12 protein-coding genes and 2 pseudogenes are annotated in these 13777 nt (G+C 73.8%); 6 read left to right on the top strand and 8 right to left on the bottom strand.

Annotated elements, in window-relative coordinates:
* Positions 1 to 25 precede the first annotated feature (25 nt).
* From OG689_RS28555 to OG689_RS28545, 3 genes are all read right to left on the bottom strand, one after another.
* Positions 26 to 694, bottom strand: a complete 669-nt coding sequence (locus tag OG689_RS28555) for a response regulator transcription factor (protein WP_266323722.1) — start codon at positions 692 to 694, stop codon at positions 26 to 28.
* Positions 691 to 1896, bottom strand: a complete 1206-nt coding sequence (locus OG689_RS28550; protein WP_266323721.1) for a sensor histidine kinase — start codon at positions 1894 to 1896, stop codon at positions 691 to 693. Before OG689_RS28550 ends, OG689_RS28555 begins: the two co-directional genes overlap by 4 nt.
* Before the next feature lie 122 nt (positions 1897 to 2018).
* Positions 2019 to 2783: a ScbR family autoregulator-binding transcription factor gene (locus tag OG689_RS28545; protein WP_266323720.1), complete on the bottom strand. Its 765-nt coding sequence runs from the start codon at positions 2781 to 2783 to the stop codon at positions 2019 to 2021.
* Between the two features lie 360 nt (positions 2784 to 3143).
* Between OG689_RS28545 and OG689_RS28540 the strand changes: the two genes are divergently transcribed.
* Positions 3144 to 4235 (top strand): substrate-binding domain-containing protein, encoded by a 1092-nt coding sequence (locus tag OG689_RS28540; RefSeq protein WP_266323719.1) that lies wholly within the window; start codon positions 3144 to 3146, stop codon positions 4233 to 4235.
* A gap of 123 nt (positions 4236 to 4358) precedes the next feature.
* On the opposite strand, the gene OG689_RS28535 is transcribed toward OG689_RS28540, so the two are convergent.
* Complete coding sequence (locus OG689_RS28535; protein ID WP_266327491.1) at positions 4359 to 5507, bottom strand: ROK family transcriptional regulator; 1149 nt, start codon at positions 5505 to 5507, stop codon at positions 4359 to 4361.
* A gap of 701 nt (positions 5508 to 6208) precedes the next feature.
* On the opposite strand from OG689_RS28535, the gene OG689_RS28530 reads away from it, so the two are divergent.
* Both OG689_RS28530 and OG689_RS28525 read left to right on the top strand, forming a co-directional pair.
* Entirely contained in the window at positions 6209 to 6994 is a 786-nt protein-coding gene (locus OG689_RS28530; RefSeq protein ID WP_266323718.1) for a DUF2470 domain-containing protein, read from the top strand.
* 98 nt (positions 6995 to 7092) lie between these two features.
* The gene (locus OG689_RS28525) at positions 7093 to 7530 is read left to right on the top strand and encodes a VOC family protein (RefSeq protein WP_266323717.1); all 438 of its coding nucleotides are present in this window, start codon (positions 7093 to 7095) and stop codon (positions 7528 to 7530) included.
* A 108-nt stretch (positions 7531 to 7638) separates the two neighbouring features.
* Here OG689_RS28525 and OG689_RS28520 read toward each other — a convergent pair whose 3' ends face one another.
* The 3 genes from OG689_RS28520 to OG689_RS28510 form a co-directional block, all read right to left on the bottom strand.
* The gene (locus tag OG689_RS28520) at positions 7639 to 8262 is read right to left on the bottom strand and encodes a hypothetical protein (protein ID WP_266323716.1); all 624 of its coding nucleotides are present in this window, start codon (positions 8260 to 8262) and stop codon (positions 7639 to 7641) included.
* Positions 8263 to 8377: 115 nt separating this feature from the next.
* Positions 8378 to 9976, bottom strand: a complete 1599-nt coding sequence (locus OG689_RS28515; RefSeq protein WP_266323715.1) for a PH domain-containing protein — start codon at positions 9974 to 9976, stop codon at positions 8378 to 8380.
* Complete coding sequence (locus OG689_RS28510) at positions 9973 to 10584, bottom strand: PH domain-containing protein (RefSeq protein ID WP_266323714.1); 612 nt, start codon at positions 10582 to 10584, stop codon at positions 9973 to 9975. The genes OG689_RS28515 and OG689_RS28510 overlap by 4 nt, the downstream gene beginning before the upstream one ends.
* A gap of 85 nt (positions 10585 to 10669) precedes the next feature.
* On the opposite strand from OG689_RS28510, the gene OG689_RS28505 reads away from it, so the two are divergent.
* The 3 genes and pseudogenes from OG689_RS28505 to OG689_RS28495 form a co-directional block, all read left to right on the top strand.
* Positions 10670 to 11287, top strand: a complete 618-nt coding sequence (locus tag OG689_RS28505; RefSeq protein ID WP_266323713.1) for a TetR/AcrR family transcriptional regulator — start codon at positions 10670 to 10672, stop codon at positions 11285 to 11287.
* A 92-nt stretch (positions 11288 to 11379) separates the two neighbouring features.
* Positions 11380 to 11766 (top strand): annotated as a pseudogene (locus OG689_RS28500) (ABC transporter ATP-binding protein); the annotation flags it as partial.
* Positions 11699 to 12895: pseudogene (locus tag OG689_RS28495) on the top strand (ABC transporter permease); the annotation flags it as partial. The pseudogenes OG689_RS28500 and OG689_RS28495, both read left to right, overlap by 68 nt.
* Before the next feature lie 284 nt (positions 12896 to 13179).
* Here the strand turns inward: OG689_RS28495 and OG689_RS28490 are convergent.
* Positions 13180 to 13629, bottom strand: a complete 450-nt coding sequence (locus OG689_RS28490) for a DUF2871 domain-containing protein (RefSeq protein ID WP_266323712.1) — start codon at positions 13627 to 13629, stop codon at positions 13180 to 13182.
* Between the last annotated feature and the right edge of the window lie 148 nt (positions 13630 to 13777).

The raw sequence follows: 13777 nt of genomic DNA, 5'->3' as shown, positions 1-13777 counted from the left end.
GACGGCCTGCGGCCGCCGTCCCCCGTCAGCCCAGCCAGCCGGGCCGGACCAGCCCGGACTCGTACGCCAGGACGACGAGTTGGGCCCGGTCCCGGGCGGCCAGCTTCACCATCGCCCGGCTGACATGGGTCTTCGCGGTGAGCGGGCTGACCACCAGGCGCCGCGCGATGTCCTCGTTGGACAGGCCGAGGCCGACCAGGGCCAGCACCTCGCGCTCCCGGTCGGTGAGCACCGAGAGGTCCGGGCCGGAGCCGTCGGGCGCCTTGGAACGGGCGGCGAACTCGCCGATCAGGCGGCGGGTCACCCCGGGCGAGAGCAGCGCGTCACCGGCCGCCGCGACCCGGACGGCGCGCAGCAGGTCGGCCGGCTCGGTGTCCTTGACCAGGAACCCGGCGGCGCCGGAGCGGAGCGCCTCGAAGACGTACTCGTCCAGTTCGAAGGTGGTCAGGACGACCACCCGGACGGCGGCCAGGTCCGGCTCCCCGGCGATCCGGCGGGTGGCCTGCAGGCCGTCCAGCCGCGGCATCCGGACGTCCATCAGGACGACGTCGGGGACGAGTTCGCGGGCGAGCCGGACGGCCTCCTCGCCGTCGCCGGCCTCCCCCACCACCTCCAGGTCGGCCTGGGCCTCCAGCAGGGCACGGAAACCCGCCCTGACCAGCACCTGGTCGTCGGCCAGCAGGACCCGGATCACGTCGCCCCCTTCGTCGTCGTCACCAGTGTGGCCCGGACCCGGAAACCGCCGCCCGGCCGCGGGCCCGCCTCCAGCGTCCCGCCGAACGCGGCCACCCGCTCCCGCATCCCGACCAGGCCGCTGCCGGAGCCGCCCGCGTAGGCGTGGCCGGCCGGGCCCGGGTCCTCCACCTGGACGGTGAGGGCGTCGGCACCCGCCCAGTCCAGCAGCACGTCGGCGGCGCGCGCCGCCGAATGCCGGATCACGTTGGTCAGCGACTCCTGGACGATCCGGAAGGCCGCCAGGTCGGCCCCGGCGGCCAGCGGCCGCGGCTTGCCGGCGACCCGCAGGGTCACCGTCAGCCCGGCCCGGCCCGCCTGCTCGACCAGCTCGTCCAGCCGGGCCAGACCCGGGGCCGGGCCCCGCGGCGCGGCGGCGTCCGGCGAGCGGAGCGTGCCGAGCACCTGGCGCACCTCGCCGAGCGCCTCCTTGCTGGCGCTCTTGATCGTGGTCAGCGCCGTCCGGGCCTGCTCGGGGCGGGTGTCCAGCAGCTCCAGGGCGACCCCGGCCTGCAGGTGGATCAGCGAGATGCTGTGCGCCAGGATGTCGTGCAGCTCGCGGGCCATCCGCAGCCGCTCCTCGTCCGCCCGGCGGCGCTCGGTCTGCGCCTCGAAGGCCCGCCGCGCCTCCATCCGCTCCCCCCGGAAGCGCAGGATCTCGGCGACCGCGACCACCAGCAGCACCCAGGCCAGCGCGCCCGCCTCCTGCCACCACAGGATCCGCGGTGCCGGCGCGCGCGACCAGTCGGCGGGCAGCACGAAGGTGACCAGGGCGTGCGCCAGGTAGCAGACGCCCAGGCCGGTCCAGGCCGCCCGGCGGTGGCCGCTGCGCACGGCGACGCAGACGGCGACGACCAGGCTGATGAACACCGGCCCGTACGGGTACCCGGCGACCAGGTAGGCGACGGTGACCGCCGAGACGCCGGCCACCACCGCGACCGGCCGGCGGCGGCGCAGCACCAGAAGCGCCGGGCCGAGCAGGAGCAGCAGATGGCCGAAGGCGTCCAGGTCGGCCCGGCCGCCGGCCTGGTGGCGGGCGGCCGCCGTGGTGCCGGCCACCTGGATCACTGCGATCACCAGCGCCGAGGCCACCGGCCAGCCCGCCTTGGCGGCGCGCACCCACGGGGGGCGCCAGGGCCCGCCGTCCTGAGGATCTGATGCCATGCCCGGAAGGCTAGACCGGCCGGGCCGCGGTCCGCGTCACCCCGCCGGGGCGGTCCGGCGTACTCCCTGTGCAGTACGGCGCCGGTACGACCGGCGCCGCGGTGGACGGGGGTGGGACGTGCTCAGGTCCAGGCCGGGCCGCCGCCGACCGCGGTGGCGGCGACGGCCGTGGTGGCGGCGACGGTGGCGGTGGCGGGCGAGGGGACGGGCGCCGTGGCGGGCGCCGGGCCCGCGACGGCGGCGCTCCGCGCCAGCCGGTCGGCCAGCCGGGCGGCCAGATCCCGGTAGTGGGCGCAGCGCCGGGGGTGCACCAGGCCGGGGATCAGCACCTCCCACATCTCCTGGAGCCGCGCGGGGAGGTGCCCGGGCGACGCCGGCACCTGGGCCACCAGCTGCACCCCGGTGAAGGAGCTGAGGACGAAGCGCGCGCAGGCGTCCGGGTCGGCGGGCGGGCGCACGTCCAGCTCCCGCACGCCCCGCCGAAGCTGCTCCGCGAGGACGCCGGTCCACTCCTCGTACGGGCCGGCGACCGGCTTGCGCAGGGTTCCGCCGTCCAGGGTCAGCCGGACCCCGGCGCGGGCCACCGGGTCGGTGAGCACCTGCTCGGCCAGGACGAAGGGCGTCCGGAGCACCGTTTCGAAGCCGGGGAGATTGCGCGAGAGGAGGCGTTCCGCGGCATTCACCGAAAGCTGGTGCTGGAGGGCGATCACGGCCCGGGCCAGTTCCTCCTTGGAGGCGAAGTGGAAGTACAGGGCGCCCTTGGTGATGCCGCCCCGGGCGACGATGTCGCTGAGGCTGGTGGAGCCGAACCCCTGGCGGTCGAACATCTGCGCCGCGGCCTCGATGATCGTGGCGCGGGTCTGCTCAGCACGCGGCTGCTTCGCCATGGCTGGCTCCTCCGGGGGCTCAACGGGGGCTGAACGACGGGCGCGCCCGGAAAACGGGTTGACCGGTATGGTCTGTGGGCCGAGACAAAATGTTAACGCATCATCCCTATCCGTGATCACGGCACTCCGGCGCATTCGACCGGCCCCGGCAATGTCATGTGCCCTACAGAATCGGGCCACTGAGCCCTTGTCAGTGCGGCCCGGCCGGTGCTTGACCGCCCGGCTTCAACATTTTAAGAAGATAACGAATTAAGCACTTGTCCAGCGGCAACGGTTTAGTTATTGACGACAAGCACCGAGGGGCGTTTGACTCCGTGCTCGGCCGCAACGATGCGGCGCAGTCAGGAGGCACCACCCAGCATGAATGTTGTGACGCGACGCACCATCAGTGGCACAGCCGCGCTCTCACTCGCACTCCTGGGCCTGACCGCCTGCGGTCAGGACGACGCGGGCAAGAGTTCCTCCGGCGTCGGCGCCACCACCGTCGGCCTGCTGCTGCCCGAGAAGTCCTCCTCCACCCGGTACGAGGCCTTCGACAAGCCACTGATCGAGGCCTCCGTCGCGTCCCTCTGCACCAAATGCACCATCGACTACGCCAACGCGGACGGCAACGAGGACACCCAGAAGCAGCAGTTCGACGCGCTCCTCGCCAAGGGCATCAAGGTCATCCTGCTGGACCCGGTGAACGCCAAGAACACCGCGCCCTGGGTCCAGGCGGCCGCCGCCAAGGGCGCCAAGGTGATCGCGTACGACCGTCTGGCCTCCGGAAACGTCGCCGCGTACGTCTCCTTCGACAACGCCCGCACCGGCGAGCTCCAGGGCAACGCCCTGCTGGAGGCGCTCGGCCCCAAGGCCTCCGAGGCCGAGGTCGTCATGATCAACGGCGCCGAGTCCGACCCCAACGCCGCCAGCTTCAAGACCGGCGCGCACAAGTCGCTGGACGGCAAGGTCAAGCGGATCTCCTACGAGCAGTCCGGCGAGTGGAAGCCCGATGTCGCCGCCCAGAAGATGACCGAGGCGATCCGCCAGGTCGGCAAGGACAACGTCGACGCGGTCTACGTCGCCAACGACGGCATGGCCGCCGCCGTCATCGACACCCTCAAGGGCGCCGGCCTCAAGAACGTCCCGGTCGGCGGCCAGGACGCCTCGCTCGACGCCGTCCGCCGGGTGCTCTCCGGCGAGCAGGCCTACACGATCTACAAGCCGTACAAGCCGGAGACCGACGCGGCCGCGACCATCGCCGTCCACCTCTTGAAGGGTCTGGACGTCACCTCGATCGCCAGCGCGATCACCGAGAGCGGCGGCTCCCACGTGCCGTCGATGCTCCTCACCCCGATCGTCGTGACCAAGCCGAAGGTCGCCGTGACGGTCATCGCCGGCGGGCTCTACACCGCCGCGGAGGTCTGCGCCGCACCGTACGCCGACGCCTGCGCGGCCGCCGGCATCAAGTAGCACCGACCGGCGGCCCGGCTCGACCCCGGCCGCCGTCACCGGGCCGCCGTGCTGGCCCGTCCGCAGTCGCGACCGGTGCAGGGACGCACCGGCCGCGGCCGCCGGCGGGCCACCACCCGGCGGTTACGCCCGCGCCACCGCCGCCGACCGGCGGTCGAAGACCTCCGGCCGGGCCGTGCGCAGCGCCGTGGACAGCGCGCCGATCAGCACCGCCTCGTCCCCCAGCAGGCTCGGCGCCAGCCGCGGACGCAGCGGGGTGAGCGCGTGCAGCGCCTCCTCGACCCGGTCGAGCAGCAGATCGGAGCTCTGCCCCATGCCTCCGCCGAGCACCACCAGGTCCGGATCGATCACCGAGGACACCACGGCCACGGCGTAGGCGAGTTGCTCCGCCTGCCGCTGCACCGCGGCGAGCGCGGCCGGGTCGCCGGCCCGGGCCGCGTCGAAGACCTGCTTGGCGGTGATCGCCCCGCGCACGCCGAGCTCCTTCGCTCCGCGGACCACGGCCTCCGCCGAGGCCGAGGACTCCAGCATCCCGCGCCGCTGGTCGTGCTCCCCGCCCGCCCCGGCGCCCGGGACGCCCGGCAGCGGCAGGAACCCGATCTCGCCGGCCGCCCCGTGCGCGCCGTGCTGCAGCTTGCCCCCGGAGACCACACCCATCCCGATGCCGGTGCCGAGCAGCAGGTAGACGAAGTGCCGGCTCCCCGCCCCCGCGCCGCGCGCGTACTCCCCCAGCGCCGCCAGATTGGCGTCGTTGTGCACGCTGATGGTGGTGTCCAGACCCGCCCTGATCCGGTCGAACAGGCCCCGGCGCCCCCAACCGGGTAGCTGCGCCGCGTACCGGACCCGCTGCTCCGTCTCGTCCCAGACGCCCGGCGTGCCGATGGCGGCGTGCACCACGGCGCCCGGCCCGATCCCGGCCTCCTCGATCGCGGCCCGGGACTCGGCGATCACCGCGTCGGCCACGGCGCCGGCGCTGCGGCCCCGGTTCGGGACGTCCCGGCGAGCGGCGATCTCCCCGGCCAGGTCGGCCACCGCGACCCGCAGCCGGCCCCGGCCGATGTCCACGCCGAGCACGTACCCCGCGGTCGGGTCCGGCTCGTACAGGACGGCGACCCGGCCCCGGCCCGGCGCCAGCAGCCCGGCCTCGCGGGCCAGTCCGGCCTGCTCCAGGGTGGCCAGGGCCGCCGAGACGGTCGGCTTGGAAAGGCCGGTATCCCGGGCCAGTTGGGCCCGGGAGGCGGCGCCGGTGGTCCGCAGCCGCTCCAGCAGCATCCACTCGTTGTTGCTGCGCAGCCGCTGCCTGTTCCAGGGCTGCTCCGCGCCGGAGCCGCGCGCCGGGTCGGGCCCGCCGAGGTCGCGACCGCTCTGCCCCGGGCCACCCGGGTCGCGACCGCCGCGCTCGGAGCCCCCGTGGTCGTCACCGCTCTGCTCAGGGTCGTCCCGCCCGGGGCCGCCGTACCCGTCCTCCTCCGGCTCGGACCCGAGGACCGGCCCCGCGTCCGGGCGCCGGCCGGGTCCCCTCCCGGGGGCGCGGTCTGACGCCTCGTCGGCCGCGGGCCGCCCGCCCGGGCCGGGGGCCCGGTCGGAACGCTGGTCGGAGCCCGGGCCGGGTCTCGCGGCCGGGTGGGAGCTCATGGGTCGCCTCCGCGCCTGAAATGGTGTCGGTGATCTTCTGACTTCCTCCGTAACTGTATGCGCCGACATGGTTGCGCCGACCGGTGGTCGGCCAGGTCGATGTGATGCCGGAGTGACGGCGGCGTGACGCCGGTGTGGGGGTGCGCACCCGGACGGGGCGCGCACGGGCGCGGAGGGGCACGGGCATCCGCGGACGGGACGGACGCGCGGGCGAACAGGGGCCAGTGCACCAGAACGGGCGCCGGTGCGCGGGCCTGGATCCGGATCCGGTACGGGCCTGGCCACCCGCTCCGCCCATGAGTTAAGTTAGCCTTACCTAAGTCAAGCGGAAGGCAGCCATGCGCCCCACGGACGTCAGCATCCCGACCCCCACCGACGCCGAGCGGGTTCGGAGCGCGCTCCGGGCCGCCTCCTCCCTGACTGCGACCACCCGGTCCGGCCGCCACGACCTGCTCGGCCCGTACCTGCTCGGCTTCGGCGGCGCCGGCGGCTTCGGCCCCGCCCCGGAGCCGGCCTTCGCCGCCCAGGGCGCCGTCCCCCACCTCCAGGCCCCCAGGGACTGCCGCCTCACCCACGAGGCGGCCGAGGCCGACGAGGACGGCGTGCCCGTCCTCCTCGAATGGACCGACGTCGCACCGGTCGCCGTCCGCGACCGGATCCGCTGCCAGGTACGGATCGCCGGCCGGCTCGGCCGCCCCCGCGAGGCGCAGGACGGCACCGTCCGCCTGCCGCTCGACCCGACCCAGGCCCTGCTCGGCACCGCCGGGACGCACACCCCGGTCGACCTGGACGGCCTCGCCCGGACCGCACCCGACCCGCTCGCCCCGTACGAGGCGGCGCTGCTCACCCACATGACCGACGACCACCACGACCAGGTGGCCGCCCTCTCCGGCCTGGTCGACCCGCGCCTGCTGATCGGCGTCACCCGGGTGTGGCCGCTCGCCCTCGACCAGTACGGCATCGTGCTGCGCCTGGAGACCCTCCGGACCCACCACGACGTCCGCCTCCCGTTCGAGCGCCCGCTGCTCGACCCCGACGAGGTCGGTCACCGCATCCACGCCCTGCTGCACTCGGCGAACCGGGTCCGCACCCGCCGCCTGCGGCTGCACACCGAGCGCCGCTGACCCGGCCTGTGCCCGCGTTCAGGCCCGCCCCCGCTCGGCCCGGCCCCGCCGTACGGAGAGGGCTGACAACCCCCTTCCGGTCGCGGCATAGTGACGTCATGATCGGACGCCTGTTCTCCCTCGTCGTCGACTGCCCCGCCCCCACCGAACTGGCCGGCTTCTACGAGAAGCTGCTGGCCCTCACCCGCGTGGAGGACAGCGGCGACTACGTGGTGATCGAAAGCCCCGACGGCCTGGAGCGGGTGACCTTCCAACGGGTCGGCGACTACCGGCCGCCGCGCTGGACGGACCCGGGTCACCCGCCGCAGATGCACGTCGACGTCCTGGTGGGCGACCTGGACGTGGCCGAGGAGGCCGTACTGGCTCTGGGCGCCACCCTGTTGGAGGGTTCCGACAAGCCGATCGGCTACCGGGTGTACGCGGACCCGGTCGGCCACCCGTTCTGCCTGGTCACCCGGGAAGGCGTCACGCCGCCCGGGCAGCCGTCCCCCGACGAGGGCCCCGAGCGGCGGCCGGACACGGGCGACGACCGCTGACCGGCGCCGCCCGGGGCACCCGGCGCGGCCGTCGGGGCTGTCGGGGCTGTCGGGGCCGGAGGACGGTTGCCCTCCGGCCCCGGGCCGGGTCCGGCCGGGTCCGGCCGGTCAGGAGTGGAAGACCTCCCACACCGAGGTGATCTTGCCTGCGGAGTCGAGCGCGATCTCGTAGGTGAAGTACGAGAAGCACGGACGGTTCTCGAAGTCCTCGGTCTTGTTCAGGCACTTGGTGGTGTGCGAGGACAGCTCCGCGAGCGTGACCGCCTTCTCCGAACCGGTCAGGCCGACCTCGAAGGCCTTGGCGCCCGCCGCGAACCCGTACGCCTTCTCAGGTCCCGCGTCCGCCCAGTGGCCGTCGTTGGGGTCACACGCAAACTTGGTGCTCTTCGCGTAGAACATCGTCGCCGTGGACCCCTTGGACACGTTCACCATCGCGTGCCCGGCATGGAGTTCGGGTGCCGGACCGCAGTCCTCGGCGGGCTCGCCCCCCGGCGCCCCGGCGGTGGAGGAGGCGGTCGGCTTGGCCGACCCGGCCGAGGAGGCCGAGGGCTTCGAGCCGGGCGAGGGCGTCGAAGAGGCGGCCGCACCGGCGGCGGGCGCGGAGACCGAGGGCGCGGCGCCGGTCGGCCCGGCCACGGCGGCGCCGTCCGAGCCCTCCGGCCCGCAGGCGGTCAGGGCGAATGCGGCGGCGGCGACGGTTGCTACGGTCCAGACAGTTCTGTGCGAAGGCAAGGCTGTTGATCCCCCATGATGATGCGTGACCGGCCAGCCGGTGATCACGCGCGAGCTGACGATCGGACAGGGTATCGAATCCTTCCGACCGCCTCCGCCGGGCGCCTTTCCCCCATCACGGCCCGGTCCCGCTCGGCTCCTGCCCGTGGTCCAGGAACTCCTCCAGGAATCCGGGGGTCGCGGCGGCGGCGAAGGCCGGCGCCTCGGCGGCGGCCAGGTCCGGTATCCGGTAGCCGTGTTCGCCCGCCGCCACCGCCGCGGTGAGGGTGACCAGCCCGGCCCGGCGACCGAAGGGGGAGCTGGTGAACGTCCAGGCCTCCACGGCCGTCCGGTCGAGCGTGAGGGTGTCACGGCTGAACGTTCCGGAGCGCACCAGCAGATGGGGGCCCCGCAGCCCATGGCCGAGACCGCGGTAGGCATCGCGCGCCAGCAGGCCGACCACCGGCACCGCGACCAGCGCGAACACCCAGGCACAGTGCAGCAGGACGGTGGACAGCAAGACCCCGAGCAGCGCCAGGACGACGGTGACGGGCAGCACCACCAGCAGCAGCCCCCGGGACACCCGGCGCCGCAGTGCCACTCGCGGATGACTCGTCAGTTGCGCTTCCACAGAAGCCCGTTGGCAGGATTCCAGCACGTCGGCAGCCACTCGAAGCGCCACCGCCCGGGGCGCCGGCGGCAGCAGCAGGCTTCGCCGGCGCGTCTCGTCGCGGTCACCGAGGCCGCCGGCCACCGCCCGCAGAGACGCACCGCCGGCGGCCCGCAGCAGCAGCGGCTCCCGCAGCACCACCCCGTGCAGGCGCCCCTGCTCGACGGTGACCGAGCGTCTGGTCAGCAGTCCGCGCGTGACCCGTAGCCCGCCGGGGGCGACCCGCTCGACCTGGAACCGCCAGTGGTTCTCCGCATGGAGCGCGACGGCCCCGGCCGACCCGAGCAGCAGGACGGCCAGCAACGCCGCCGGCACGGTCAACCACAGGGCCGAGGCCCCGAACCCGGTGAACGCCCTTTGTACGAAGCCCAATCGCCAGGCCTCGATGCCCGCCGCGTCCAGGATCCGGTAGGCGGTGCCCGCCGCGACGAGGACGCCACCGAAGGTCCAGAAAGTGAGCGGGGCGTAGCGCACCCACCGCGGGTCCAGCCGGACCAGCAGCGGATCCTGGCCCTGGGCGCCACTCTCGCGCTCCCCTTCGCGCTCGCCCTCGTTCGAGGGACGGGCCCCGGACCGAACGAGGAGGGCCGTCCGCAAGCGGTGCGCCTCGGCGGTACCCATGCCGTCCAACCGCAGTTCGGCACCCGTCCCTCGGGAGGCGGCGGTGCCGGCTCGCAAGGCGGTGATCCGCAGCAGCCGGTGCAGCGCGGTGGCGGTGAGGTCGACGGTACGGATCCGGTTCAGCGGCACCGTCCGCACCTGGCGGATCAGGACTCCCGTCCGCAGCTCGAAGGTGTCGCCGTTCACCCGGTACCGCGTGCGGGCCCAGCCGATCGCGCCCAGGGCGGTGACGGCGGCAAAGCAGGCGGCGGCGACGGCGAGGGTGATCCAGGCCCGCGGGCCGATCCGACCCCCGGTAGCGAGCGCGGTGAGTGCGAGCGTCCCCAACGGCGGTGCCAGCCAGCCGAAATGGAGCAGCAGTCCGCGCGGGTGGGGGCGTCGCCACGGCGTCGGCGGGGTGTCCGTCGTCGGCGGGGGGCCGGCCGTCGGGGGTTCCCCGGTCACGGCATGCCTCCCGTCCCGGCCGGGGACGCCGTCCCGACCAGGGCTGCCGGGGCGCCCTGCGCCCTTCGATCCCCGGCTGCCGCACCGCTCCCGCTCCACCGCTCCTGGTCCGTGCGGGCGGCGTCGGTGATGCGCCGGGCGAGCTCCTTTGCGTCGGCGTCGGCCAACCCGGCGATCTTGATGCTGCCGGCGGTGGAGGCGGTGGTGACGATCACGGTCGCGAGGCCGAACCGCCGCTGCACCGGACCGCGCACGGTGTCCACCGTCTGCACCCTGGTCAGTGGCGCGATCCTGGCCCGCTGCCAGAGCCAGCCGTGCGCGGTGTGGACGGCGTGCGCACCCAACTCCCAGGCGTGTACGGCATATCGACCCCGGGGCATGGCCACGGTGTAGACCAGGGCGGGCACCACCAGGGCGCCCAGCAGGAGCGGCCCGAGCCAGGGGAGGGCGCCGGGGAAGAAGAGCAGGGTGAGCACACCGAGGACCAGGGCGGTGAGCAGCATCGGCCCGCTCACCGTCAGGAGCGCCTGCGCGGTCCACCATCGGCGCGCTCGGCGGTCGACCCGGTGGCGGGGCGGCCGCAGGGTCGGGGTTGGCTCGGCGGGCATCGCCACTCCTTTACAAGTCAAGCGTATTGGATACGAATACGCTACAACGGTACAGCTGACTTGTAAAAGAGAGGAGGCCGGAGCCGTGCCGAAGAAGGTCGACCACGAGTCCAGGCGCCAGGAGATCTCCGAGGCCCTCTGGCGGATCGCCAGCACCCGCGGCCTGGACGCCACGAGCCTGCGCGACGTCGCCGCCGAGGCCGGCATCTCCCTCGGCCGGCTCCAGCACTACTTCCGCACCAAGGACGAGATGCTGCTCTTCACCCTCCGGCACATCAACCGGCTGGCGGAGGAACGCATCCGGCACCGCATCGAGACCCTGGCCGAAGGCCTCGAGGGGCCCCCGCCGCCCCGCCTGGTGCTCCGCGAATGCCTGGCCGGAATGCTGCCCCTGGACGAGCAGAGCCGGATCGGCAACCTGGTCGGCGCCGCCTACTTCGCCCGCGCCGTCCACGACGACGGGCTGCGCGCCGAGTCCCGCGAGGGCATCCCGCTGCTGCGCGCCTTCCTCGCCGACATGCTGCGGCAGGCGGCCGAACGGGGCGAGGTCGCACCGGACCGCGATCCGACCGACGAGGCGATGCTGCTGATCAGCCTGGTCGACGGGCTCACCGCCTACACCCTGCTGGACGTCCAGCGTCCGGAGGAGGCGCTGCGGCTGCTCGACCAGCACCTCGACCGCCTGTTCTCCGGCAAGCGGTAGCCGGGCGAGGCGCCGGCAAGCGGGAGCCGGACCGGACCGGGCCGCCCCCTGCCGGAGAAGAGCAGTCCGGCTGCTCAGCGGGCCCGGGCTTCCTCTCCCCGAACCTCAGCGCACTGGACAACGTCGCCACCGGGCTGCTCCACCAAGGCGTACGGCACACCCGGCGCCGCCGGCAGGCCACCGAGGCGCTGGACCGGGTCGGCCTCGCCGACCGGCTCGACCACCGCCCGCACGAGCTGTCCGGCGGCGAACGCCAGCGCACCGCGATCGCCCGCGCCCTGGTCGCCCGTCCGCAGATCGTCCTCGCAGACGTACCGACCGGCGCCCTGGACTCCGCCTCCGGCGCCTCCGTCGTCCAACTCCTGCGCGAACTCAACGCCGAGGGAACCACCATCGCCGTCATCACCCACGATCCCCAGCTCGCCGCCACCCTCCCCCGCCGGGTGCGGATCCTGGACGGCCGGATCCGCGAGGACACCAGGACGAAGGCGGTCGCATGGGTCGCCCGACCACCGCCCCCGGCACCAGCACTCCCCCACAGCCACTCCCGTACGCGGCGACCACACCGTCCGTACGGTCCACCCGCTGCCGAGGCCGGCCCGGCTCCGGCCCCGCGACGCCCTGGCGGTCGGCGTCTCCGGCCTGCGGGGCCGCAAACTGCGGGCCGCCCTCTCCGCCCTCGGCATCGCCATCGGCGTGGCGGCGATGGTCGCCGTGATCGGCATCGGCACCTCCAGCCAGGCGCAACTCGCGTCCCAGATAGCCAGACTGGGCACCAACCTGCTCACCGTCGGGCCGGGCCAGAGCTTCACCGGCAAGGACAGCCCGCTCCCCACCGACGCCGACGCCATGGTCGAGCGGATCGACCCGGTCACCTCGGCCACCGCGACCGGCAGGACCCGGGCGAGCGTACGACGCAACGACCACGTCGACGCCGGCATCACCGGTGGCATCGCCGTCCTGGCCGCCCGCGAGGACCTGCTCGACACCGTCGGTGGCCACCTCCGCAGCGGCCGCTTCCTGACCGCCGCCACCAGCAAGTACCCGACCGTCGTGCTGGGTTCGAAGGCAGCGGCCCGGCTGGCCGTCGAGCAGCCGGGTGGCCTGGTTCGGCTCGGCCAGCAATGGTTCACGGTCACCGGCATCCTCGACCCGGTACCGCTCGCCCCCGAACTCGACACCGCCGCCCTGGTCGGCTGGCAGGCCGCGACCGGCTACCTGGACTTCGACGGCCACCCCACCACCGTCTACACCCGCACCGCCGAGTCCGCCGTCGAACAGGTCCGCGACGTCCTCGCCCCGACCGTCAACCCCGCCGGCCCCAACGAGGTCAAGGTCAGCCGTCCGTCCGACGCGCTGGCCGCCCAGCTCGCCGCCAAGAACACCTTCAACGCCCTGCTGCTGGGCCTGGGCGCGGTCGCCCTGCTGGTCGGCGGCGTCGGCGTGGCCAACACCATGGTCATCGCCGTCCTGGAACGCCGCCAGGAGATCGGCCTCCGGCGCTCCCTCGGGGCCAACCGGTCACAGATCCTCACCCAGTTCCTCACCGAGGCGATCACCCTGGCCGGCCTCGGCGGCCTGGCCGGCGCGGCCCTCGGCGGACTCGCCACCTACGGCTACACCGCTCTACTCGGACTCGCGCTTCCCGTTCTCCACCTCCGCGATGCCAGCCGCCCGGCCGGCCTCGTACACCTCGCGGACGAACTGGACGGCCGCGTTCGGATCGATGTCCTCGGCGAGGTGGATCAGCTGCTCGGAGTACCTCGCCAGCCAGCGTTGCGTAGTAGCCATGCCCCTATCCGATCGCTGGTTCCGCCCGCCCGCACCCGGGTGGGTCCGATCAGGCGGTGCACCCGTCCCCCATCCGTGCTCCCCCCGCCCCCAGGCGCACCTCAGGCCGACGTCTCCGCGGAAGCCGACTCCTTCACCTCGGACGCCGCCGGCTCCTTGAGGCGCTTGCCCAGCAGCACGAACAACAGGATCAACCCGACCGTGAGCAGGATGTGCCCCAGCCCGGCCGTCATCGACACGGCCTCCGGCACCTTGCTGCCCAGCACGGTCTCGGTGCCGTGGACGAACATCATCGAGACGGTGATGCCGATCCCGGCGTTGTAGAACCAGAAGAAGGAGGTGAACAGCCGCGTCCCGGACAGCTGGAACTGCTTGTCCAGGGCCAGCACGATGAGGAACCCCAGCATTCCCAACGCCAGCAAATGCGTGTGGATGAGCGCCAGTTGGGTGTCACCCTCGAAGTCGTTGGCCTTGGTGAACTCCCGGTAGTACAGCCCCGAGATCACGCCCAGGATCATGTAGACGTGCGCCGCGTAGTAGGACTTCCGCATCCTCGTACCACTCCCCCGTCGATCAAGTACCGCTCCGTCGGGGGCCATTGAAGCACTCAGCACGCGCCAGGTCACCGCTTCGGACAAACGGGGACGAGGCCGGAGTACGCCACACCCTCCCCCTCAGTGCCGCCGACGGATGACGCGC

The sequence above is a fragment of the Kitasatospora sp. NBC_00240 genome, assembly GCF_026342405.1.
GTDB lineage: Bacteria > Actinomycetota > Actinomycetes > Streptomycetales > Streptomycetaceae > Kitasatospora.
This window is presented reverse-complemented; position numbering and strand designations above follow the sequence as displayed.